Source organism: Embleya australiensis (assembly GCF_051903075.1).
Taxonomy (GTDB): domain Bacteria; phylum Actinomycetota; class Actinomycetes; order Streptomycetales; family Streptomycetaceae; genus Embleya.
Genome location: NZ_CP182422.1, coordinates 3647044 through 3670675, shown reverse-complemented (window position 1 = coordinate 3670675; position 23632 = coordinate 3647044). Strand labels below are relative to the sequence as shown.

General features: G+C 71.4%; 20 protein-coding genes. 9 read left to right on the top strand and 11 right to left on the bottom strand.

All coding sequences use genetic code 11. The features are described from left to right. Positions 1-132 precede the first annotated feature (132 nt). A complete protein-coding gene (locus ACMXN5_RS15685; protein ID WP_439675792.1) occupies positions 133-1788 on the top strand; it encodes a long-chain fatty acid--CoA ligase in 1656 nt (551 codons plus the stop codon). Between the two features lie 56 nt (positions 1789-1844). On the opposite strand, the gene ACMXN5_RS15680 is transcribed toward ACMXN5_RS15685, so the two are convergent. The 6 genes from ACMXN5_RS15680 to ACMXN5_RS15655 all read right to left on the bottom strand — a co-directional run bounded on the left by ACMXN5_RS15680 (position 1845) and on the right by ACMXN5_RS15655 (position 7690). Continuing rightward, on the bottom strand, positions 1845-2651 hold the full coding sequence (locus ACMXN5_RS15680) for a DUF1906 domain-containing protein (protein ID WP_439675791.1): 807 nt from the start codon (positions 2649-2651) through the stop codon (positions 1845-1847). Between the two features lie 126 nt (positions 2652-2777). Continuing rightward, on the bottom strand, positions 2778-3959 hold the full coding sequence (locus tag ACMXN5_RS15675; RefSeq protein ID WP_439675790.1) for a lipid-transfer protein: 1182 nt from the start codon (positions 3957-3959) through the stop codon (positions 2778-2780). Further along, positions 3956-4405 (bottom strand): MaoC family dehydratase, encoded by a 450-nt coding sequence (locus ACMXN5_RS15670; protein ID WP_439675789.1) that lies wholly within the window; start codon positions 4403-4405, stop codon positions 3956-3958. Before ACMXN5_RS15670 ends, ACMXN5_RS15675 begins: the two co-directional genes overlap by 4 nt. Beyond that, positions 4402-5529 (bottom strand): acyl-CoA dehydrogenase family protein, encoded by a 1128-nt coding sequence (locus ACMXN5_RS15665; protein ID WP_439675788.1) that lies wholly within the window; start codon positions 5527-5529, stop codon positions 4402-4404. The genes ACMXN5_RS15670 and ACMXN5_RS15665 overlap by 4 nt, the downstream gene beginning before the upstream one ends. Then, positions 5529-6500, bottom strand: a complete 972-nt coding sequence (locus ACMXN5_RS15660) for a bifunctional MaoC family dehydratase N-terminal/OB-fold nucleic acid binding domain-containing protein (protein ID WP_439675787.1) — start codon at positions 6498-6500, stop codon at positions 5529-5531. Before ACMXN5_RS15660 ends, ACMXN5_RS15665 begins: the two co-directional genes overlap by 1 nt. A gap of 8 nt (positions 6501-6508) precedes the next feature. Then, complete coding sequence (locus ACMXN5_RS15655; RefSeq protein WP_439675786.1) at positions 6509-7690, bottom strand: acyl-CoA dehydrogenase family protein; 1182 nt, start codon at positions 7688-7690, stop codon at positions 6509-6511. A 246-nt stretch (positions 7691-7936) separates the two neighbouring features. Between ACMXN5_RS15655 and ACMXN5_RS15650 the strand changes: the two genes are divergently transcribed. Next, positions 7937-8542, top strand: a complete 606-nt coding sequence (locus ACMXN5_RS15650; RefSeq protein ID WP_439675785.1) for a DUF4291 domain-containing protein — start codon at positions 7937-7939, stop codon at positions 8540-8542. A 39-nt stretch (positions 8543-8581) separates the two neighbouring features. Here the strand turns inward: ACMXN5_RS15650 and ACMXN5_RS15645 are convergent, their stop codons facing one another. Then, the gene (locus ACMXN5_RS15645; protein ID WP_439675784.1) at positions 8582-9367 is read right to left on the bottom strand and encodes an SDR family NAD(P)-dependent oxidoreductase; all 786 of its coding nucleotides are present in this window, start codon (positions 9365-9367) and stop codon (positions 8582-8584) included. Between the two features lie 143 nt (positions 9368-9510). Here ACMXN5_RS15645 and ACMXN5_RS15640 point away from each other — a divergent pair, with 143 nt between their 5' ends. The 4 genes from ACMXN5_RS15640 to ACMXN5_RS15625 all read left to right on the top strand — a co-directional run bounded on the left by ACMXN5_RS15640 (position 9511) and on the right by ACMXN5_RS15625 (position 14123). Then, positions 9511-10056, top strand: a complete 546-nt coding sequence (locus ACMXN5_RS15640; RefSeq protein ID WP_439675783.1) for a nuclear transport factor 2 family protein — start codon at positions 9511-9513, stop codon at positions 10054-10056. Between the two features lie 569 nt (positions 10057-10625). Continuing rightward, positions 10626-11612, top strand: a complete 987-nt coding sequence (locus tag ACMXN5_RS15635) for a GlxA family transcriptional regulator (RefSeq protein WP_439675782.1) — start codon at positions 10626-10628, stop codon at positions 11610-11612. A gap of 172 nt (positions 11613-11784) precedes the next feature. Beyond that, complete coding sequence (locus ACMXN5_RS15630) at positions 11785-13197, top strand: amino acid permease (protein WP_439675781.1); 1413 nt, start codon at positions 11785-11787, stop codon at positions 13195-13197. Then, complete coding sequence (locus tag ACMXN5_RS15625; RefSeq protein WP_439675780.1) at positions 13194-14123, top strand: universal stress protein; 930 nt, start codon at positions 13194-13196, stop codon at positions 14121-14123. Before ACMXN5_RS15630 ends, ACMXN5_RS15625 begins: the two co-directional genes overlap by 4 nt. 51 nt (positions 14124-14174) lie before the next feature. Here ACMXN5_RS15625 and ACMXN5_RS15620 read toward each other — a convergent pair whose 3' ends face one another. Next, positions 14175-15353 carry an MBL fold metallo-hydrolase gene (locus tag ACMXN5_RS15620; protein ID WP_439675779.1) on the bottom strand — a complete coding sequence of 393 codons (1179 nt, stop codon included), beginning with the start codon at positions 15351-15353 and terminating at the stop codon, positions 14175-14177. Between the two features lie 427 nt (positions 15354-15780). On the opposite strand from ACMXN5_RS15620, the gene ACMXN5_RS15615 reads away from it, so the two are divergent. Further along, on the top strand, positions 15781-17211 hold the full coding sequence (locus tag ACMXN5_RS15615; RefSeq protein WP_395800393.1) for a WGR domain-containing protein: 1431 nt from the start codon (positions 15781-15783) through the stop codon (positions 17209-17211). A gap of 97 nt (positions 17212-17308) precedes the next feature. Here ACMXN5_RS15615 and ACMXN5_RS15610 read toward each other — a convergent pair whose 3' ends face one another. The 3 genes from ACMXN5_RS15610 to ACMXN5_RS15600 form a co-directional block, all read right to left on the bottom strand. Next, positions 17309-19273: a phosphatidylglycerol lysyltransferase domain-containing protein gene (locus ACMXN5_RS15610; RefSeq protein WP_439675778.1), complete on the bottom strand. Its 1965-nt coding sequence runs from the start codon at positions 19271-19273 to the stop codon at positions 17309-17311. A gap of 283 nt (positions 19274-19556) precedes the next feature. Continuing rightward, positions 19557-19988 carry an ATP-binding protein gene (locus ACMXN5_RS15605; RefSeq protein ID WP_395800397.1) on the bottom strand — a complete coding sequence of 144 codons (432 nt, stop codon included), beginning with the start codon at positions 19986-19988 and terminating at the stop codon, positions 19557-19559. A 127-nt stretch (positions 19989-20115) separates the two neighbouring features. Next, complete coding sequence (locus ACMXN5_RS15600) at positions 20116-22266, bottom strand: bifunctional glycosyltransferase 87/phosphatase PAP2 family protein (protein WP_439675777.1); 2151 nt, start codon at positions 22264-22266, stop codon at positions 20116-20118. 227 nt (positions 22267-22493) lie between these two features. Between ACMXN5_RS15600 and ACMXN5_RS15595 the strand changes: the two genes are divergently transcribed. Further along, positions 22494-23069, top strand: coding sequence for a GNAT family N-acetyltransferase (locus ACMXN5_RS15595; protein WP_395800401.1), 576 nt, complete (start codon positions 22494-22496; stop codon positions 23067-23069). A 206-nt stretch (positions 23070-23275) separates the two neighbouring features. After that, positions 23276-23563, top strand: coding sequence for a hypothetical protein (locus ACMXN5_RS15590; RefSeq protein ID WP_439675776.1), 288 nt, complete (start codon positions 23276-23278; stop codon positions 23561-23563). Positions 23564-23632: the final 69 nt, after the last annotated feature.

Genomic DNA, 23632 nt, shown 5'->3' with positions numbered 1-23632 from the left:
GTCCGCAAACCGAGCCGCCCGGTGCGGAAACCGATACGCGCCGCTCAAAGGGCTGACAACGACCCGACCGGCGAGAAAGAATCCCCTACACCTCGACCGGTCCCCGTCCGGCGAACGCAGGGAGGCTCCACTGTGCTGAGCACGATGCAGGACGTGCCGCTGACGATCGCTCGCATCATGCGACACGGCACCACGGTGCACGGCGGCTCGGAGGTGGTGACCTGGACCGGCGGCGCGCCGCGCCGGGCCGGCTACGCCGAGGTCGGCCGACGCTCCGCGCAACTGGCGCACGCCCTGCGCGAACTCGGCGTCACCGGCGACGAGCGCGTCGCCACGTTCCTGTGGAACAACCAGGAGCACCTGGAGTGCTACCTGGCGATCCCGTCGATGGGCGCGGTGCTGCACACGCTCAACCTGCGGCTGCCACCCGAGCAGCTGGTCTACATCGCGAACCATGCCGACGACCGGGTCCTGGTCCTGGACGGCTCGCTGGCCGCGCTCGCCGCCCCGCTGCTGCCCATGCTGAGCACGGTCGAACACGTGGTGGTCACCGGCGCGGACACCGACCTGGCCCCGCTCGCCGACTGCGGCAAGCAGGTGCACCGCTACGACGACCTGCTCGCGGGCCGGCCGACCGAGTTCGACTGGGCCGAGGACATCGACGAGCGCCAAGGCGCCGCGATGTGTTACACCTCCGGCACCACCGGCAACCCCAAGGGCGTCGTCTACAGCCACCGGTCGACCTACCTGCACAGCATGCAGGTGTGCACGATGGAGGGCTTCGGCCTGGGCCCCGGGGACCTGCTGCTGCCGGTCGTACCGATGTTCCACGTCAACGCGTGGGGCCTGCCGTACGCGGCGATGTTGTGCGGCGCGTCGATCCTGATGCCGGACCGGTTCCTCCAGCCGGAGCCGCTGGCCACGATGATCGCCGCGGAGAAGCCGACGTTCGCCGCCGCGGTGCCGACCATCTGGACCGGACTGCTCGACTACCTCGACGTACACAAGACCGACGTGTCCTCGCTGAACGAGGTCGTGGTCGGCGGTTCGGCCTGCCCGCCCGGCCTGATGCACGCGTTCGAGGAGCGGCACGGGGTCCGGATCATCCACGCGTGGGGGATGACCGAGACCTCGCCGCTGGGTTCGGTGGCCCGCCCGCCGGCCGGGCTGACCGGCGACGAGGCGTTCCCGTACCGGATCTCGCAGGGCCGCCTGCCCGCGTCGGTGCAGGCCCGCCTGGTCGGCCCGGACGGTACCGACATGCCGTTCGACGGCGAGGCGGTGGGCGAACTGCTGGTGCGCGGGCCGTGGATCGCGGGCGCGTACATCGGCGACGAGGGTTCGGCGGACGCCAGTGGCGGCGGCCGGTTCAAGGACGGCTGGCTGTACACCGGCGATGTCGGCACGATCACCGCCGACGGCTTCCTGCGGCTGACCGACCGGGCCAAGGACGTGATCAAGTCGGGCGGCGAATGGATCTCGTCGGTCGAGTTGGAGAACACGCTGATGGGCCACGAGGACGTGGTCGAGGCGGCCGTGGTGGGCGTGCCCGACGACAAGTGGGGCGAACGCCCGCTGGCGACGGTGGTGTTGCGCGAGGGCGCGCAGACCACCGTCGAGCAGCTGCGCGACTACCTCGCCGGGCAGGTGGCCCGCTGGCAGGTGCCCGAGCGGTGGAGCCTGATCGCCGCCGTGCCGAAGACGAGCGTCGGCAAGTTCGACAAGAAGGTGATCCGCCGGCAGTACGCGGAGGGCACGTTGGAGGTCAGCGAGGTCGACCGCGGCTGACCCGCGGCACCCGTCGGCCGGACCCGCCAAGGGCCCGGCCGACGGCCCGAGGGCGCTCAGAACACCCCGACCGGCCCGTCCACCGCGTTGCGGTCGATGGACAGGGTCCGGCCGCCGTACGTCTCGGTGACGTTGCCGCTGTACTGGTGCACCCGGTTGCCGTGCCAGTGCCCGTCGGGCAGCGCGCCGTCGCCGCTGGTCACCGCCTTGTCGTCCCAGCGGGCGTACCAGATCGCGTCCGGGATCGAGCGGCTTCCGACCGCCTGGACCACGTCGGCGACGCCGGAGTCCAGGCTGCTGTAGTAGCCGGCCACGAAGCCGTGCTCGCGGACCCGGTCGGACCACGCCGAGACGAAGTCGAGCACGGCGGTGCGGCACGCGGCGTCGGTGTTGTCGTACGCCTCCATGTCGAACCAGACCGCGCTGCCCCGCCGGAACCCGAGCGCGGTGCTGCGGTCCACCATGTCGTCCGCCTCCGCGACACCCTGCCGCGCGGCCTGCGCCGGATCGATCCGGCCCGGTTTGCGCGACTGCGAGCACGGCGCCTGCAGGCCGACCTGGATGGGCAGGAAGTCCCAGCCCTGGTCGTGCACGGCGGTGACCCAGTCACGGGTCAGCCGGGTGCTCTTGCAGGCCCGGTTGTCGCCCGCGACATAGATGCCGACCACCTTGTACGGCGACTCGCGCCAGGCCCGCATGGTCTCCACGGTGGGGGTCTCGCAGGTGTCGAAGCCCGGACCGGAGACGAAGAAGGACCGCCCCGACCGTGCGGCGGCACCCTCGGCGAGCCCGGCGGGCAGCAGGCCGAGCACGGCGATGAGCAACACGGTCGAGGCGAGTCGACGAGTGAGCAGAGGACGCACGAGACCTCCTGGCATGGCGGGAAGGGGCTCCCACCACGCTGGGCATGGCCGGCGGCGAAACCGACGGACCGCCCGGACGACGCGCCGAAGCGTCACCCGGGCGGCCCAGTGCGGGCGGGCCGGCCGCTACTCCACGCCCAGCACCAGCCCCGACGTCGGCACCCCGGTGCCCGCGGTCACCAGCACGTTGTGCACGTTCTCGACCTGGTTGACCGAGCTGCCCCGGATCTGCCGCACGCCCTCGGCGATGCCGTTCATCCCGTGCAGGTACGCCTCGCCCAGCTGCCCGCCGTGCGTGTTCGTCGGCAGCTTGCCGCCCAGCTCCAGGCCGCCGTCGGCGACGAACGCCGGGGCCTCGCCGCGCCCGCAGAAGCCAAACTCCTCCAGCTGCATCAGCACGAACGGGGTGAAGTGGTCGTAGAGCACCGCGGTCTGGATGTCGTCGGGGGTGAGCCCGGACGTCTGCCACAGCTGCTTGGCGACCACGCCCATCTCGGCCAGGCCGGTCATCTCGTCCCGGTAGAAGCTGGTCATCTGGTCCTGGAGGCGACCCGCGCCCTGCGCCGCCGCGTTGATGATCGCGGGCTTTTGCTTCAGGTCCTTCGCCCGCTCGGCACTGACGACCACGATCGCCTGCGCGCCGTCGGTCTCCTGGCAGCAGTCGAGCAGGCGCATCGGCTCGACGATCCACCGCGAGTTCTGGTGGTCCTCCAGGGTGATCGGTTTGCCGTGGAAGTACGCCTTCGGGTTGTTCGCCGCGTGCTTGCGGTCGGCCACCGCGACGTGGCCGAACGCCTCGGTGGTCGCGCCGTAGACGTGCAGGTAGCGCTGCGCGAACATGGCCACCCACGAGGCCGGGGTGAGCAGGCCGTGCGGCATGTTCCAGCCCAGGCCCACCCCCTCGACGGTGGGGTCGCGCTGGAGCACGCCGGAGCCGAAGCGGCGGCCGGAGCGCTCGTTGAACGCGCGGTAGCAGACCACCACGTCGGCGACGCCCGTGGCGACCGCCATCGCGGCCTGGGCGACGGTGGCGCAGGCCGCGCCGCCGCCGTAGTGGATGCGGCTGAAGAAGGTCAGGTCGCCGATCCCGGCCGCGGCGGCGACCGCGATCTCGGGGTTGGTGTCCATGGTGAAGCTGACCAGGCCGTCCACCTCGGACGGGGCGATCCCGGCGTCGGCGAGCGCGGCGCCCACCGCCTCGACGGCCAGGCGCAGTTCGCTGCGACCGGACTCCTTGGAGAACTCGGTCGCGCCGATCCCGGCGATGGCGGCCTTGCCGCGCAGGTTGTCGGCGTGCTTGAGGCTCACGCGTCGGCTCCTTCCGGCAGCTTCACCGTGACCGTGCCGGTGACGTGGTTGCCGAGCTTGTTGGCGCCGACGACCGCGATCTCCACGAGCGGGGTGCCGTCCTCGGCGGTGGGCTTGGCGGTCACCGTGCCGGTCAGGGTCATGGTGTCGCCGGGGTAGTTCGGGGCGCCGAGCCGGATCGCGACCTTGCGCAACTCGGTCTCGGGACCTCCCCAGTCGGTGATGTAGCGCCCGACCAGGCCGTTGCTGGTCAGGATGTTCATGAAGATGTCCGGCGAGCCCTTTTCCGCGGCCAACTGCGGATCGTGGTGCACGTCCTGGAAGTCGCGGGTCGCCAGGGCCGTGGCGACGATCAGCGTGCGGGTCAACGGGATGACCAGCGGCGGCAGTTCGTCGCCGACGGACACCTCCGCGTGGGTCAGGCTCGCCGGGTTCGCGGTGGTCATCGGTTGCCTCCCTGGGCGGGCACGCGGGCGAGCAGGTCGCCGAGCGCGGCGAGGTGCTGGATGCCGCTGCCCAGGGTCACGTCGATCTGACGGCCCCACAGGAAGTGGCGGTGGATCGGATGGTCGATGTCGGAGCCGGTGCCGCCGTGCAGGTGCTGGCACGCGTGCACCACGCGTTTGCCCGCCTCCGAGGCGTACCAGCGGGCCACCAGTGCCTGCTCCGTGGCCGCCTCGCCGCAGTCCATGCGCCACGCGGCCTCCAGCGTGGTGACCCGGATGGCCTCGGTGTCCATGTACGCCTCGGCGGCGCGCAACATCACGCCCTGCTTGGTGGCCAGCGGCTTGCCGAACTGCTCGCGGGTGTTCACGTGTTCGACCGTGCGGGCCAGGCCGCGCTCGCACACGCCCACCTGCTGCGCGGCCAGCGCGACCCGTGCGCGGTCGACGATCCAGGCGGCGATCTCCGCGCCCGCCTCGGCGGTACCGAGCAGCGTGGCCGGCGCGTCGGCCAGCGTCAGGTTGCCCGACGCCCACGGCGCGGTGGTCGGCGCGGCCTCGATCGCCACGCCCGCCGCGTCGGCGTCCACCGTGAACACCGCGAGCGCACCGTCCAGCGACGCGGTGACCAGGACCCGGTGGGCCACGGTCAGCCACGGCACCGCCCGCTTCGCCCCGTCGAGCCGAAAACCCCCGCCGTCGCGCCGGGCGGTGGTCCTCGGCACCGCCGGCAGCGCCGCGCCGACCTCGGCGAGCGCGCCGGCCATGATCCGCGAACCGTCCAGCAGGCCGGGCAACTCGCTCTCGACCGCCGCCTGCGTACCGAACCGCAGCAGCGGCAGCAGCCCGTAGACGACCGTGTCCAACAGCGGGATCTGCGCGGTGAATCGGCCCTGCTGCTCCACGAGCAGCGCGAGTCCGACCAGGCCCAGGTCGCCGCCGCCGTGCTCCTCCGGGATCAGCGCGCCGACCAGGCCCGCCTCGGCGACCCGGCCCCACAACTCGGCGTCCAGGTCCGCGCCGGACTGGGCGAGCTTCTTCAGCCGCTCGTCGGTGGACTGGTCGGCGAAGATGCGCTCGGCCAGCGAGACCAGGTCCCGCTGGTCCTCGGTGAGGTTGAAGTCCATCAGTTCTCCCCGACCACTCGGAACGCGGGCACGGTCAAGTCGGCGTCGTGGGTCACGAATTCGACCTGCACGCGCTGTCCGATCCGCACCTCGTCGTGCGTCACGCCCAGCACGTTGCCGAGCATCCGGACACCCTCGTCGAGTTCGATCAGGCCGACCGCGTAGGGCATGTCGAACGCCGGGAACTTCGGGTAGTGCATGGTGACGTGCGAGTAGACGACGCCCGCGCCGGCCGACTCGACGCTCTCCCACTCCAGCGACGCGCAGTGGTTGCAGCCGGGCGCGAACGGGAAACGCGGGGTGGCGCAGGCCGTGCACCTCTGGAACAGCAGTTTGCCCTCGGCCACGCCGTCCCAGTAGGCCCGGTTGTCCTTGTTGACCACCTTGCGCGGGCGCAGCGCGCGCTCCGCCGGCGCGGCCTTCGGCTTCTTCCTGTGCGGGGTGTAGCGCAGGATCCGGAAGCGGTGCGTGCCGACCAACTCGCGGCCGGCCTCGCCCTCGACGTAGATGTTGACCAGCGTGGTGATGAAGTGGCCGACGCCGAGACCCGTGGTCTTCTCCTCGGACACCGTCTCGATCAGCTGGTCGTACTGCACCACCTCGCCCAGCCGCAGCGGCCGGATGTACTCCTGCTCGCAGTTGGTCGCCACGACCGAGCCGAAGCCGTTGTCGGTGAAGTGTTTGTACAACTCGCCGGTGACCGTGTTGACCGTCAGGCCCGCGTCCATCCCGCGCATGATCCACACCTGGAGCATGGTCGCGGGCGCGACCACCTCGCCGAAGTGGGTCGCCGCGGCGGCCTCGGGATCGGTGTAGACCGGGTTCTTGTCGCCCATGGCCTCGGCCCAGTGCCGGATCATCGGCCCGTTGACCGGATCGAGCGCGAGCACGCCCGACTGGTCGTGCACACCCTCGTACTTCTTGACGACCGCGAGGAAGGCGGCCTTGTCCCGGCTGGTGGTGTCCGTCATGTCGTCCTTCACCGCTTCACTCGCGTCATGCCAAGGCGGACCATGGCGACGATCTCCCGCTGGACCTCGCTGACGCCGCCGCCGAAGGTGTTGATCTGGGCGCGGCGGTTCATCGCCTCCAGGAGTCCGTCGCCGAACGCGCCGGGCGACCTCGGTCGCAGCGTCGCGTCGGGGCCGACGATCTCCATCAGGTTGCGATACACCTCGATGGCACCTTCGGTGCCGAAGAACTTCACGCCCGACGCGTCACCCGGGTTGAGCGTGTTGTTGCCGACGTCGTGCACCAGGCGCCAGCTGAACATGCGTACTGCGGACAGGCGCGCGTAGGTCTCGGCCAGCTTGAGCCGCACCCACGGCTGGTCGATCACCGTGACGCCGGGCTCGACCTCGGTCTCGCGCGCCCACGCCAGCACCTCGGCGAAGAAGTCCTCGGCCTGCATGCCGAGCGCGGCGAGCGCGACCCGCTCGTGGTTGAGCTGGTTGGTGAGCAGCTTCCAGCCCGAGTTCTCCTCGAACACCAGGTTGTCGTAGGGCACCCGGATGTCGTCGTAGTACGTCGCCGTGGTGGTCATCCCGCCGACGGTGACGATCGGGGTCCAGGAGAAGCCCGGGTCGGTGGTCGGCACCAGGATCATCGTGATGCCCTTGTGCTTGGGGGCGTCCACGTCGGTGCGGCAGGCGAGCCAGATCCAGTCCGCGCCCTGGGCGGTGGAGGTGAAGATCTTCTGCCCGTTGATCACCCACTCGTCGCCGTCGCGCACCGCGCGGGTGCGCAGCGAGGCCAGGTCGGTGCCGGCCGAGGGTTCGCTGTAGCCGATCGCGAAGATGATCTCGCCGGCCAGGATGCGCGGCAGGTAGTAGCTCTTCTGCGCCTCGGTGCCGAACTTCATCAGGGTCGGGCCGACGGTGTTGAGGGTGACCATCGACACAGGCGCGCCGGCGCGATACGCCTCGTCGAAGAAGATGAACTGCATCTCCGGGCCCTTGCCCTGCCCGCCGTACTCGGTCGGCCACCCGATACCGAGCCAGCCGTCGGAGCCCAACTGTCGGCGCACCCGCCGGGTGGTCGGACCGCCTGCCTCGCCCTCGCGGTCGAGGTCCGCGCGGACGTCGGGGGTGATCAGCCGGGTGAAATAGTCCCGCAGCTCTGCCCGCAGAGCGTCCTGCGCCGGGGTCGGGGCGAGATGCACGTCACTGCTCCTTCACGTGCGTGGATCGCGTGGTCGCGACGCGGGTCGACGCCCGCCGGGCACGGAAGGGTCGCGGTCGGGTCTGCCCCGCGCTGCACATCGATACGGACCGGGAACGCGTGTCACCCGGCACGTCGAATCTCTCCGACTCGGGATCGCTTGTCAATATCAAGCATTTTTTCGATGCCGGCCGGCCCGCGGAAAACGGGTGGTTCGGGCCCGGGTGAGGCCGCCACACTGGCGGGCATGGACATACCCGCCCGGCAGATCCGTGCGCTCTGGAGCGAGGACACGATCACCGTGTACCAGGCGTACAAGCCGCAGATCGCCGACGCGGCCGTGCGGGACGGGCGATTTCCGGACACCTGGAGCCGGGAGCGGATGACCTGGGTCAAGCCCAGCTTCACCTGGATGATGTACCGCTGCGGCTGGGCGACCAAGCCGCGCCAGGAGCGGGTGCTCGCCCTGGAGATCGACCGCGCGGGATTCGAGGCGGCGCTCGCGGGGGCGTGCCTGAGCCACTACGAGCCCGGCACCTACCCCGACCGCGACGCGTGGGGCCGGCGGCTGCACGCGACCACGGTGCGGATCCAGTGGGATCCCGAACGCGACCTGGACCTGCGGCCGTTGGCGCATCGTTCGCTGCAACTCGGGCTGGCCGGATGGGCGACGCGCGCCTACGCCGACGAGTGGACACGCCGGATCACCGACGTGACCGCGCTCGCGCATCGGGTGCACGACCTGGTCCGCGCCGGTGATCATGACGGCGCCCGCGCGTTGTTGCCGGTCGAGACGGTGTATCCGCTGCCGGCGGAGCTGGTGCCGGTGACCGGGGCCTCGCCGGTGGGCTGAGGGGCCTTTGCCGGGAGCTGTTCGCGAGGGACGGCCCGCTCAGTGCACGGTCAGCCCGCCGTCGATGCTGACGATCTGGCCGGTCATGAAGCTGCCCGCGTCGGACGCGAGCAGCAGGGCCAGGCCGGTCATCTCCTCCGGCGCGGCGATTCGGTTCAGCGGTGCCGCGCCCCGCATCCGGGCCATCGTCTCCGGGCCGGTCTTGCGGACCATGTCGGTCTCCACCGCGCCCGGGGCCATCGCGTTGACCCGGATGCCGTGCTCGGCCAACTCGCCCGCCATGGTGCGGGTGAACGCGACGAGGCCGGCCTTGCCCGCGGCGTACAGGCCCTTGCCCTCGGCGCGGGTGAACACGGCCGCGCTGACCACGTTGACCACCGACCCGCGCCCGGAGGCGATCAGGTGCGGCAGCGCGTACTGGACCAGGAACACCGGTCCGCGCAGGTTGACCGAGAACGACTTGTCCCACGCCTGCGGGGTGATCGCGCCGAGCGGCTGGGCGAGTTCGTTCGCCGCGTTGTTGACCACGATGTCGATGCCGCCGAAGTGCGCGACGGTCGTGTCCACCAGGGCGGCCAACTGCTCCAGTTCCCCGCAGTGCGTGGCCACCGCGAGCGCCCGGCCGCCGGCGTCGGTGATCTCCTTCGCCACCGCCTCGCAGGCGTCCGCCTTGCGGCTGGCGATCACCACCGAGGCGCCCGCCGCGGCATAGGCGTGCGCGATGGCCCGCCCGATGCCCCGACTGCCCCCCGTGACGATCGCCACCCGACCGCTCAGGTCGAACATCGCGTTCGCGTCCCGTACTTCGCGCGTGTCGCCGCTCATCGGCCACCCGTCCCGTCCGCCACCTCGGTGGCTCGTCCTGCGTGCGTGCCCGTCGATGCGACACGTGTGGAGATTTGTATTGCACAGTCAACTACTTCGGGGCAAGGTGTCGGGCGAATCGACGACCGGCGGAAGGCACGTACATGGCGGGGCTGATCGACGCGCGACGCACGTGGGAACTCGCCGAGAAACGACTGGCCGAGGAGCGTGATCCGCGCCGGCGCGCGATCCTGACCACGCTGGTCGCGCACATGCGCGCCGAGCATGAGGGCGATCTCGACGCGCTGATGGCGACCGTCGCGCCGAACGCGTGTTATCACCAGTGGGGCGCGTCGGTTGTGGACAGGGCCCCCAAGAGTCACGCCGAGGTGCGCGAGTTCTATCGTGCCGTGGTCGAGAACGACTGCGGCCGACTCGCCCACCACATCGACCGGTTGACGGTGGATCGGGACACCGTGGTCACCGAGGGGATCCTGCGGATCGCCTACCCGGGCCGGGTCCTGGTCGGGATGGGTCGGTCGGTGCCGGACGTCGACGCGTTCTACCTGTACGAGACCCGAATGGCGATCGTGTGGGCCTTCGACGAGCAGGCGCTCGTGGTGTGCGAGGACAGCTACTCCACCGGCGACGGGTTCGCCGACATGCGCCGACTCGAGCCGGACGAGGTGCCCGCGCGGATGGGCGTCTGACGGCGTGTCACCGGGGCCGGCGGCGGCGCCCCGGCCCACCATGGGACTCCCGCGCGGGGGTCGGCGCGGGTGGGGCGCGGTCTTGTCGCGGTCCTGTGGTTGTCCACAGGGGTTACGCGGCATCCCCCATATATTTCCACAGCCTGTGGATAACTTATGCACAGATGGAATCCCGATCTGTCGGTGGGCCGGCGGATCGGTGATCGCTCGTGTCCACAGGGCCTGGCGGGAATGCATTCATGGTTGGCGTTTCCGCCACTCACCCCGGCTCCGCCGCACCGGTCAGGATCGGAGGCGAGCCGGAGGCCCCCCGCTCACCACTCGACCGCAGGCGCGTTCCGGGGTGAGGACGCCGATCGGCTCGCCCCCTCCATCGGGCACGGGGTCGTTGGAGGGGAGTGCTCCACAGGGGATGGGTCCGCGAACACACGCCGTCGCGGATCGAGGTGCGGCCGTTCCCCGCATCTCCGCGCCGGCCGAGGTCGCGATCGTGAGCCTTCCCCGGTTCACGGGTCGCACCGGGTCGGCGCGCACACCCTCCGCACCTTCGTGAGGGATAGGTTGCCGCCATGCGTCTCGTGGGAATCGTGCTGTTCGACCCGGTTCGAGTGTTCGAGTACGCGGTGGCCTTCGAGGTCTGGGGCATCGACCGCACCGACCGGGGCGTGCCGCCGTTCGAGGTGCGCGTGTGCGGCCCGGGGCGGGCAGGGGTGGAACTGGGCGCGGGAGTGGTCTGCGTCCCCGATCACGACCTCGACGGCCTGGCCGACTGCGACCTCGTCGTCGTCCCGGGCAACGAACACCGGACCGCGCCACGCCGCGAAAGATTCCCCGAGGAGGTCCTGGCCGCCCTGCGCGCCGCGCACGCCCGCGGCGCCACCATCGCCTCCCTGTGCTCGGGCGCCTTCGTCCTGGCCGCCGCCGGCCTCCTCGACGGGCGACGGGCGACGGCGCACTGGATGGACACCGAGGAGCTGGCCCGACGCCACCCGGACGTCGAGGTGGACGCCAACGTGCTGTTCGTCGGTGACGGTTCGATCTGGACCTCGGCCGGCTCCGCGGCCGGCATCGACCTGTGCCTGCACCTGGTCCGCCTCGACCACGGCGCGGCCGCCGCCGCCGAGATCGCCCGCACGATGGTGACCGCGCCGTTTCGCTCCGGCGGCCAGGCCCAGTTCATCGACAACCCGGTGCCGGCCGCCCCCGCCGACCCGGGCGACGCGCTCGACCGGCTGCGCGGGCGGGTGCTCGACGACCTGGGCCACCCCTGGACGGTGACCGAACTCGCCGCGCTGGCCGGGATGTCCGAACGCAGTTTCGCCCGCCACTTCGTCCGCGGCACCGGCACCTCGCCCCTGCAATGGTTGTGCACCCAGCGCGTCCTGGCCGCCCAGCGCCTCCTGGAGATCGGCGACCTCTCGATCGCCGCCATCGCCCGCCACTGCGGCTTCGGCTCCCCCCTGACCCTGCGCCAACACTTCACCCGCCGACTCGGCGTGGCCCCCAGGGACTACCGCGCCGGCTTCCGCGGCGTCGGACCCGCCCGGCACGGGTAGCCGGCCGAACCGCGGCGACCGGTGCGTCGATCGGCGCCGGCGCACCCGGGCCGAATGGCTGAAAGGCCGTTCGAGCGCCCCGTCTCGGGGCACCCCTCCCTTCTCGAACCGTGTGTTTCCAGGGAGGCCGGATTTGCCCGCCAGTCATGTCGCACCCCGGACGCGCTATGGCGTGCTGCGGACGAAGCCCGTGGACGCGATCCTCGCGGAGAGCGGCGGCGGCGAGGGGGATGCCGGCCTGCGGCGCTCCATGGGGCTGCTCGAACTGACCTTCTTCAGCGTCGGCGCGACGCTGGGCACCGGGATCTTCGTGATCCTGGCCGAGGCGGTGCCCAAGGCCGGCCCGGCGGTGGTGATCTCGTTCGTGCTCGCCGCGGTCACCGCGCTGTTCTCGGCGCTGTCCTACGCCGAACTGGCCGGGACCATCCCGGTGTCCGGCTCGTCCTACTCCTACGCGTACGCCACGCTCGGCGAGGGCATCGCGTGGGTGTGCGGGTGGTGCCTGCTCCTGGAGTACGGCGTGTCCATCTCCGCCGTCGCCGTCGGCTGGGGGCAGTACGTCAACGAACTGCTCGACTCCGCCTTCGGGGTGAGCCTGCCCGACGTGATCAGCCAACCCCCGGGCGACGGCGGCACGTTCAACGTGCCCGCGGTCGTCGTCGTGCTGCTCGCGGTCGTGCTGCTGGTGCGCGGGGTGTCGGAGAGCGCCGTGGCCAACACGATCATGGTCTTCATCAAGCTGATCACCCTCGCGTTCTTCTGCGCCATCGCGTTCACCGCGTTCAAGCACGACAACCTGACCCCGTTCGCGCCGCTGGGGGCGGCCGGGATCAGCGCCGGCGCGTCCCAGGTGTTCTTCTCCTACATCGGCTTCGACGCCGCCTCCACCGCCGGCGAGGAGGCCAAGAACCCGCGCCGCGACCTGCCGCTCGCGATCCTGATCTCGCTCGGCATCGTCACCATCGTCTACGTCGCGGTCGCCCTCGCCGCGCTCGGCGCCATGCCGTGGGACCAGTTCGAGGGCAGCGAGGCGACGCTGGCGCAGATCGTCACCGACGTCACCGGCGGCTCGTGGGCGTCGACGATCCTGTCCGCCGGGGCGATCATCTCGATCGCCAGCGTCGTGCTCACCGTGCTGTACGGGCAGACCCGGATCCTGTTCGCGATGGCGCGTGACGGCCTGATCCCGCCGATCTTCGCCAAGGTCGACAGCCGCACGCAGAGCCCGGTGGCCAACACGCTGATCACCGGCGCGTGGGTGGCCCTGCTGGCCGCCCTGGTCCCGCTCGGCCGACTCACCGAGGCCACCAGCATCGGCACCCTGTTCGCCTTCACCCTGGTCAACATCGGGGTGATCGTGCTCCGCCGCACCCGCCCCGACCTGCCGCGCGGCTTCACCTCGCCGTTCTTCCCGATCACCCCGCTGCTCGGCGTGGGCTTTTGCATCTACCTGATGGCCCGGCTCTCCGGGACCACCTGGCAGGTCTTCCTGGTCTGGATGGCGGCCGGCGTGGCCATCTACTTCCTGTACGGCTACCGCCACTCGCGCTGGCGCGCCGAGGCCGGCGCCGAGGCGGACCGGTGAGCGCGGACATGCGGATCGTGGTGGGCTGCCGGCCCGAGCCGCGCGGGCAGGACGCGCTCGCGCTGGGCGCGCTGCTCGCCCGCCAGGCGGGTGCCCGCGTCGTGCTCGCGCACATCCGTCCACCCGCCCAGCCCGGCGCCGGGGTCGGCGCGGTGGACGCGGAGTGGCGCGCGTTCCTGCGCGAGGAGACCGATCGGCTGCTCGACGACGCGGAGCGGCAACTGCGGGAGCGGGACCCGGACCTGCCGGTCGAGCGCGCGATCGGCGACAACCGGGGCAGCGGCCGGGGACTGGCCCGGATCGCCGAGGAGCACGACGCCGCGCTCGTGGTGATCGGCCCCGCGCCGGGCGGCCGGACCGGGCGGGTCGCGCTCGGCAGTACCGCGGACCAACTCCTGCACGGCTCGCCGGTGCCGGTGGTGCTGGCGCCGCGCGGCTTCGCCGAACATCCGCCGCCGCGCGTCGCCCGCTGCACGATCGCCTACCAGCGCGCCGTGCAGTCGGCCCAAGTGGCGGCCTGCGGCGTCGCGTTCGCCCGGCTCCTGGACGCCGACGCGCGGCTGCTCACGCTGGTGCTGCGACCGGTCCGGCTCTACTCGGGCAAGCAGCACCAGGCGGCCGAGCAGCAGGTGTTGCGCGCCGCGCGCGAGCAGGCCCGGCAGGACCTCGCGGCGGCGATCGCCGACCTCGACGGGGCGGTCGACGGCGAAACGGTCGAGGGCGACGACGTGCGTGCCGCGCTCGACGCCGTCACCTGGGCCGACGACCTGCTGATCTGCGCGTCCGGCACGGTCGGCCCGGTCAAGCGGGTATTCGTCGGCGACGTCTCGCACAAGATCGTCCGCAATGCCCGCACCCCGGTCATGGTCCTCCCGCGCGGCATCCGCGCCGACGCCTGGAAGACATCCTCCCCCTCCACGCCCTGACCCACCACGCCCGCCGTCCCGGCCGGACAGGGCCCAGCCGCGCTCCACGCCTCAGCCCGCCGGCACCGCGGATCCGCTCGACAACGCCGGAATCACCACCGGCTCCACCGCCGCCTGCTCGGCCGGCGCCGCGGGTGCCCAGCGCTCCGGCGCCGCCGCCACCTCGCGCCACCACGGCTCCACCTCGGCCCCGTCCACCAGGGCCGGTTCGAACAGCGCGCCGGGCCGAGGGACCACGAGGCCGGTGCCCAGCGCCCGCGCCGCCGCCACCGACCGCTCGGCCGGCTCCTCCCACGCGTGCGGTGCCAGATCGAACGTGCCCCAGTGGATGGGCAACATCAGCCCGCCGCCCAGATCCGCGTGCGCCTGTACCGCGCCCTCCGGGTGCAGATGCACCTCGGGCCACGCCTCCGCGTACGCCCCGGCCTGAATCATGGTCAGGTCGAACGGCCCGTGCTCGCGGCCGATGTCGGCGAACCCCGGGAAGTAGCCGCTGTCCCCGCTGTGGAAGACCCGGTGTCGGGGCCCGGCGACCACCCACGACGCCCACAACACGGTGCCGAGCACCCGCGCGCCGCGATTGCAGTAGTGCCGCGCCGGCGTCGCGGTGAAGGCGAGCCCGGCGACCTCGGCCGACTCGTGCCAGTCCAACTCGGTGATCCGGTCCTCGGCGACGCCCCACCGCTCCAGATGCGCGCCGATGCCCAACGGCACCACGAACAGCACCCGTTCACGCCGGGCCAGCGCCACGATGGTGGCCATATCCAGATGGTCGTAGTGGTCGTGCGAGACGACCACGACGTCGGGGTCGGGCAGATCGGCGAAGCGCACCGGCACCGCGTGCAGCCGGGCCGGGCCGAACGCCGCCGACGGCGAACATCGGGTGCTCCACACCGGGTCGAACAGCACCCGCACCCCGTCGATCTCCACGAACACCGTCGCGTGCCCCAGCCAGGACGCCCGCAGCCCGGTCGTCGGTGCCGGTGCGAAGTCCGCCGCCGACGCGGTGACCAGGGGAATCGCCACGGCCGGTCGACGCAGTCCGGACGCGGCCCGCTGCGCGCGCATCATCTTGCCGAGCGCGCCCGGACTGCCACGGCGCGTCGGCACGGGATTTCGGAACGCGCCGTCGCGAAAATGCGGCGATCTGCGGACACGCTCCAGGCGCTTGCCGGCGGGTCTGGCGCCGAACGCCGCGGGAGCCAATGACGTGAACACGTGCCCGGCCACATGGACTCCTCGGGCAAGCGGGGTCTTCGGCCGACCGTACTGGGGTCGAACCGGCGACCGGTGATCGGGACGAGTGGAGATTAACCCCGCGCCCGACGCTGAAACGTCGTCCACGGGGAGGGGTCCCGACCCCGATGATCCTCCCGGCGGAGTAGGGGTCGGGAGTATGTCGGAGCACTTTGCCCGACAACGAACCCGTAGGTCACGAGATGCGCCGGCCGGGTGAACGGGCCCACCCGGCCGGGGGAATGGGCACCGCCCCCGGGCAACCGTTCGCCCACCCCCACGCTGTCGGCCGACGTGAGTAGTGTTCGAGTCGTCGCCACCGGGGATGACGGGGCATCAGCCCCCTTGCAACAACACGGTTCTCCCGTTCCGTCGTGGAGGTTCGGCATCCCCAACCCACTCAGCGGAGCCAGGAGTCGTCATGCCCGAGACCCGTACCTACCTTGAGCTGTCCGAGGAAGGCGACGGCGCGCACAAGTACTACGAAGTGGTCGTCGACGGTTGCGACGTCACGGTCACGTACGGGCGGATCGGGGCCAAGGGCCAGACCGGGACGACCACCCACGCGACGCCGCAAAAGGCCGAGGCGGACGGCAAGAAGAAGGTCGCCGCGAAGCTGCGCAAGGGCTACGAGCCGGCCGTCCAGGGAGTGCGCAAGCCCAGGGCGATCACCCGCCGCGAGATCGTCTCCCGGCCCAGCACGGCCCGCAACTCGGCGCCGGTGTTGTGGCGCTACCGCACCGGCTCCTCCGCGTTCGGCATCTTCGTCGACTCCGAGCGGGTCCTGGTCGGCAACCAGCGCGGCGACGTCTGGTTCCTCGACCACGCCGGCGAGGTCACCGGCCGCTACCAACTGCCCGACGGCGTCAAGTGCATCGTCGCGGACGACTCGTGGATCTACGCCGGGTGCGACAACGGCAACGTGTACGACGTCGGCGGCAAGGCTCCGCGCGTGGCCTACGAGATCACCGACAACATCGACATCTACTGGCTGGACATCCACGACGGCGTGCTCGGCGTGTCCGACTCCAACGGCGGCTGCACCACGATCGACCACGAGGACGAGTCGCTCTGGGCCGCGGCCACCAACGGCACCGGCGCGTGGATGGTGCGCTGCGACGAGAACGCGATCTACCACGGACACAGCGCCGGGGTGCAGGCGTTCGCCGCCGGCGACGGCAAGGAGTTGTGGACCACCAAGACCAGGGGCGGGGTGCTCTTCGGCTGGCAGGAGCGCGACGACGTGTACGCGGGCACCACCGGTAACAAGGTGCACCGGATCGCCAAGTCCGACGGCAGCATCCGCACCACCTACGACTGCGACGCGTCGGTGTTCTCCTGCGCCACCGCCGAGAACGGGAAGTACGTCTTCGCCGGGGACAGCTCCTCGACGGTGTACTGCTTCACCGAGGACGGCAAGCGGCTGTGGAAGCTGGGCACCACGTGCGGCTCGGCCTTCTCCATGCAGTACCACGACGAGAAGTTGTACATCGTTACCACCGACGGCTCGCTGGCCTGCATCGACGTGAGCGAGGCGGCGATCGCGGCGGCCCAGGACGGCACCGTGCCGCAGGTGCGCGATGTCAAGGTGGCCGCGATGGAGGCCGTGGTGCCGACCACCGAGGTGGCCACCACCACCGAGGCCGGCACCGGCGTCGTGGTCGAGTGCGTCGACCAGGGCAACGGCCGGCTGCGGGTGCACGTGGTCACCGCGGGCTACGAGAGCGGCTGGAACGTGCAGTTCCCGAAGAACGTACGGGTCGCGGGCGCGCGCTACGTGGTGGACGCGGTCAGCCCGGCCGAGCGCGGCGGGTTCTACCGGGTGCGCGGCGAGATCCGCCGCCTGGTCTGAGCCGACCCGCAGGACCCCGAAGAGGCGAACGACCGAAGGGCGGCACCCCCGCGAGGGTGCCGCCCTTCGGCGTGGTCGGCGTGGCCGAACCCGGTGATCAGGGCTGCTTGTGCTCGGCCGGCTCGCGCTGCTCCGCGGTCCAGCCGTCCAGCGGCGGCGTCGCCTCGGCGGCCTTGCGCTTGGTCATCGAGGCCACCCGCTGCTCGTGCCGGGCGCCGAACAGCTGCGGCAGCGTCGGCGTGGTCAAAAAGCCCTCGGCCCGGGCGCTCGCGATGCCGATCCGCGGCAGCTCGCTCGCCTTGCGGAAGCAGATGTAGCGCGGCTCCCAGATCGGGCGGTACTTCTCGTTGGCCCGGTACAGCGACTCGATCTGCCACCAGCGGGAGAAGAACACCAGGACCGCGCGCCACAGCCGCAGTACCGGCCCGGCGCCGAGCTTGTTGCCGCGCTCGAACACCGAGCGGAACATCGCGAAGTTCAGCGAGATGCGCTCGATGTCGATCGGCGAGGACGCCTCGGCGGGGGCCTCGGCCTCCGGCTCGGCCGGCTTGCCCTTCCCCTTGCCGCCCTTGGCGGGCTTCGCGTTCGCCGCGGCGTACGCCTTGGCGCCTTCTATGACGTCGAGCACCATGAACTCGATCAGCCCGTTGTCCGACTCGCGGTCGCGGCGCATCAGGTCGAGCGAGACGCCCTTGGCACCCCACGGCACGAAGCTGAGCACCGCGCGCAGCCGTCCCTCGTCGTCCATGCACTCGACCATCAGGCAGCGCCCGTCGTCGGGGTCGCCGAGCCGGCCGAGGGCCATCGAGAAGCCGCGTTCGGTCTGCCCGTCGCGCCAGTGGTCGGCGAGGTCGAGCAGTTCGCGCATCTCCCCCTCGGGGATGTCCTCGTGGCGGCGCACCCGGGTGGTGTACCCGGCGCGCTTGACCCGGTTGTACGCCTGCCGGACACCGCGCATCGCGCGGCCCTCCAGGCTGAACTCGGACACCTCGACGATCGCCTCGTCGCCCAGCTCCAACGCGTCCAGACCGTGCCGGGCGAAGATCGTGCCGGCCTCCTCGCTGGCCCCCATCACGGCCGGCACCCAGGCGCGGTCCTCGGCCTCGGCGAGCCAGCGGTCGATCGCGCCGGGCCACGCCTCGGGGTCGCCGATCGGGTCGCCGGAGGCGAGCGAGACGCCGCCCACGACCCGGTAGGCGACCGCCGCCTTGCCGCTCGGCGACCACATCACCGCCTTGTCCCGACGCAGCGCGAAGTAGCCGAGCGAGTCCCGCTCACCCTGCTTGTCGAGCAGCTCGCGCAGCAGCACCTCGTCGTCGGGGGTGAGCAGTTCGCGACCCTTGGGCGCGCGGAAGAGCACGTAGAGCACCAGCAGGAACAACACCACGCCGGCCACGTTGATCACGATGTCGACCCAGCGCGGTACCGAGACGCTGCCCAGGTCGCTGTCCGGGGCGAGGGTGAAGATGCGCAACACCGCGTACAGGATCCGGTCGCCCATGCTGGAGTCGGCGATCCGGTCGGTGGCGTTGACCAGCGTCGAGCCCAGGACCACACCGACCACCGCGCCGCCGGCCAGCACCAGGCCGGCCTTGAGCACGTTGCCCCGGTCGCCCTTGGCGCCGAACTCGGCGAAGCTCAGCAGCAGCGCGACGCAGATCACGAACGTGAGGATCGTGGAGAACCAGTTGAACGGGTGTTGCCGCAGGTCGTCGAACCACAGCGCCCAGATGTAGACCGCGGTGGACGGGACGAGCAGGATCGCCGTGAACGCCCAGGCGGCCCGCTTGCGGCGGGCGAGCATGATGGCGAGGAACGCGGCCAGCGCGGCCGACGTGAATCCGGACGTGACCAGGAACGGCGTGTAGTACTCGCCCGTGTCGTGGTGACGCACCCGGTCGCGCAGCGGCACCGAGACGGCCGACACGAAGTCGAGTGCCGCCACGATCCGCAGATACCAGATCAGCACCCCCGCCGAGATCCCGCGCACGCGCTCGGCGGCCGGGGTGCCGGTGCCGTTCTTGTTGTGGCCGTTCGCGGCGGCCCGCGTCGTGGCAGACACCGTGCTCCTCGATTGTGGGGTGGTGGAAGAGTCTCGTGGCCTATGTCCAGAATTGCGACTCTTCGTAACGCTCGCAGAACAGCGTAGACACCCACGAAGTAATTTGGATGCGCACGATGGCCCTTTGGTACGTCATCCCACGGAGGGATACCCGATCGTTTGCTAATCCCAATGGTGGACAAGCGCGGTTCGGACATACGGCGGGGCCGGTGCGGCATCAATGGACACGCCGCACCGGCCCCGCCGGTTTCACCGGCTCTCAACCGAATGAGAACCGGTTCGATCAACCCCCGATCGGGAGTCCGCCGAGGGAGGGCACGGCGGGCAGGGACGGCGCGGCGGGGGCGCCGCCACCGGCGAGCTGACCGGCCGCGGGGGCGGCCTGGCCGACCGTCTGGCCGGCGGCGGGAGCGACCGCCGCGGCGCCGTCGCCGACCGTCTTGTTCGCGTTCGACGCGGTGGTACCGGCCGTCTGACCTGCGGTCTTCGAGGCCGCGGGGACGGTCTTCGACGCCGTTCCACCGGCCGCGTTGCCCGCGCCTTCGGAGGCCGCGGGGACCTTGTCGGCGAGGCCGCCGACGTCCGGCTGGGTCAGCGCGCCGAGGCCACCCGTGGGCAGTTCCGCCGCGTGCGCGGCGGACGCGCCCAGGATCGGCGCGGCGCCGGCGGCGATCAGCAGGGCGGCCTGGGCTACGCGGCGCGAGATGTGCGTCATGGTGCTCCTCGTGGTGTCACGGTGAGGTCGGGCCCCTCCGGCACCGACCACACTGACTACCGCTCGAAGCACGATCGGGTTGCGGGCGCTGTTGGCAAAGTGTTGGCAATGAGCGCGCGTGTCGTCACTATTTGCGGCTGACCGGCTGTTTGTCGGGATCATCCCGCGAATCGGGATCATCCTGCTTTGGCTCCCGCGAACGAGTGGTCACCTCCGACTCACCCGCCCCGACCGTCACCGGTGTGCTAATCGCGTCGGCGACCCCGGATCCGGCCCCCGCCGCGACGGCGACCGGCTCGGCGACGGGCGCGGCGACCGGGTCGACCGAGAAGGCCGAGCGGCCGGTCAGCAGGTGCTGGACCACGAAGCCCAGGGTGACCACCGCGGCGCCGCCGACCGCGTCCATGATCCAGTGGTTGGCGGTGCCCATCACCACGATCGTGGTGGACAGCGGGTAGAGCAGACCCAGCCAGCGCCAGCCCTTCGGCGCGATGGCCAGGATCATCAACCCGCACCACAACGACCAGCCCACGTGCAGCGAGGGCATCGCCGCGTACTGGTTGGAGATCTTGGTCAGCGCGCCGAAGTCCGGGTTGTTCAGGTCCTGCACGCCGTGCACGGTGTCGATGTAGTCGTAGCCCGGCATCAGCCGCGGCGGCGCGAGCGGGTAGAGCCAGAACCCGACCAGGCCGGTGAGGGTGGCCACGCTCAGCACGGTGCGCGCCGAGCGATAGGCGGCGGGCTTGCGCACGTACAGGATGGCCAGGATGGTCAGCGGCACGATGAAGTGGAACGTCTCGTAGAAGAAGTTCATGCCGCTCTGCAGCCAGCCGATCCTGGCCACGAAGTGGTTCAGGCCGCGCTCGACGTCGATGTGCAGGAACTTCTCCAGGTCGATGATCTGCTGCCCGTGCTCCTCGGCCACCTGGCGCTGGTCGGGCACCGACGCCCGGATGAACGAGTAGGCCTGGTAGCCGACCCGGATCATCAGCAGTTCGAGCAGCAGGTTCGGCCGCGACAGCGGACGCCAGCCGAACGGCAGCGCCGGGATCCAGGCGAACCGGCCCTTGTCCGCGACCCCCTGCGGCACCGCCTGGGGACTCCACTTGGCCGACGCCTTGGTGATGAACGGCACCGCGCACGCCGAGGCGATCGCGAGCAGCAGCGGCCCGTTGTCGGCGATCGTGCGGACGGCGGCCAGCTTGCCCCAGACCAGCGTCTTGCTGTCGAGGGTCATGATCATGAAGACCGCGACCGGCCACACCATGCGGTCCGTCTGCCTGGCGCCGAGCCGGGCGACCGCGACGAGCAGGATCCACAACTGCTGGTGCTGCCAGGACACGGGGGAGATCGCGACCATCACACAGCCGGCCAGCGCGGCGCCGAGCAGCGCCTGTCCGTCCTTGGCGTAGGCCACCGCGCGCGGCACGCCGAACCACAACACGGCGGCGGACAGCAGCACCACGAGCACGATCTCCAGCGGCCCGGACAGGCCGACCCGCAGCAGCAGACCGTGCAGCGACTGGTTGGACAGCGCGTCGGCGTCGCCGCCCAGGCCCGCGCCGGCGACGTGGTGCACCCAGTACGTGAAGGAGTCGTGCGGCATGGTGACCCAGGCCAGCGCGGTGCAGCCGAGGAAGGTGGCCGTCGCGTTCGCGGCCGCGCGCTGCTTGCCGGTCAGCCACAGGTAGACGGCGAACAGCAACATCGCCGGATGCAGCGCGGCGGCGACGCCCATCGCTATCGAGGCGACCCGACCCGGGGCGGCTTTGAGCATCGCGGGCAGCGCGAGCAGGACCGGGAGCAGGCTGAGCTGGCCGAGTGACAGGTTGCCGCGCACCGGCAGGGACACCACAAGCAGGGTGATGATCAGCGGCGTCGCGAGCAGCCGGGCGCGGCGGGTGCGCAGGCCGGGCACCGCCCGAGCGACCACCACCGCGATCGCGGCCACGATGAGCAGGGTGGCCACCGTCCAGGCGACGCCCAGCGTGTGCTCCGCCGCCCGGGTGAGCGGGCGCAGCACCCAGCCGGCGAAGGGGGTGCCGCCGAAGGTGGTGCCGCGCGCGTCGGTGTCGTAGAGCGAGCCCGGCAGATGCAGTACGCCGTCGGGGCCGAGCCACGCGTCCAGGTCCGGCAGCCTGCGGTCCTCGGGTCGGTCGAGTACTTCGTTGGCCTGTCGGACGGCGACGCATGCGGCGAGCAGCCACAGACCCACCAGGGCCAGGGAGAGCCTGGTCCTCCGTATGTCCAGCAGCCGGCGAACGCCTGCCCTCACCATGTACGGCTTCTCCCGTTTTCCTGGAATTTCTGCTTTTCCCGGATTTGGTCCGGATTCGTGGCCCGGTGACCCCCGATTCATGGCGGGGCCATCCGGTTGCCGGCTTCCGGACACCTTGTCACCGCCCGACCGCGACCGAAAGCCGCGGGCCCCTCTCGGGACCCACGCCGTACGCTCGGGGACGGCATGGAACACATTGCCGAATCGACGAGGGGCGAGAGACAACCATGGTGCCGCAGGACGCGTCGACCCGAACGCAGGAGTCCCCCGACGCGGTCGTCGCCGTCGGCTTCCGGCAGGCCGGACCGGCGGATATCCCTGCCCTGCTCGAACTGGTCGAATCCGCCTACCGCGGCGAGGCGAGCCGTGCGGGCTGGACCACCGAGGCCGAACTCCTGGAGGGGCAGCGCACCGACGCGGACGGCGTCGCGGCGGTGGTCGAGGGCTCGGACAGTGTGATGTGGATCGCCGAGCGGGACGGCGTACTGCTCGGCTGCTGCCAGTTGGAGCGGCATCCCGACTCGGTCGTGTACTTCGGCATGTTCGCCGTGCGTCCCGGTCGCCAGGGCGGCGGCCTGGGCCGAGCGCTGCTCGCCGAGGCGGAGCGGGTCGCGGTACGGCGGTGGGACGCCAAGCGCATGCGGATGACGGTCATCCGCCAGCGCGAGGAGCTGATCGCCTGGTACGAGCGGCGCGGCTTCGCCCGCACCGGAGTGCGCATCCCGTTCCCCTACGGCAACGAGCGGTTCGGCAGGCCGCTGCGCGACGACCTGGAGTTCGAGGAGCTGACCAAGGACCTGTGAGCCGCGCGGGACGCGATCGGGCGGTCGGCGCGGCGCGTTCGTCCGGCGGCTCGTGCATCCGCGGCGGTCGGGGCGGGGATTCCCTCGAATCGGTGCTCACTTTGCCCGGACTTCGACGGTCCGGCTCCGGCACGTCCGGATCGTGACAGCATGGATGTTCGGGGACAGTTCGCCCCCGGCACCGGTCGCCTTGGGGGTCGAAGCCCGTGTCGCACCACGAACCGCCGCCGTATCCGCAGCAGCCGCACCGACCGCCGCCGACGCAGGGCGGCGGTCGCCGCGGCAACCCGCTGATCATGCTGGTGATCGCGCTCGTGCTGGTGGCGGGCGTGGTGACCGCGGTCATCCTGATCAGCCGCGGGGACAGCGACGACGACAGCCCGAAGAAGACCCCCTCGACCCAGGGACCCAAGCAGCCGGGCCTGCCCTCGGGGGTGTTGCCGAGCGGGTTGTTGCCCTCGGACATCGACAGCCTGCTGCCGGACCTGCCGTAGGCCGGGTCGGGCGGATCGACGGGCCGTCTCGGCGCGGATCGGCGGGCCGTCTTTGCGCGGCCTCGGTCG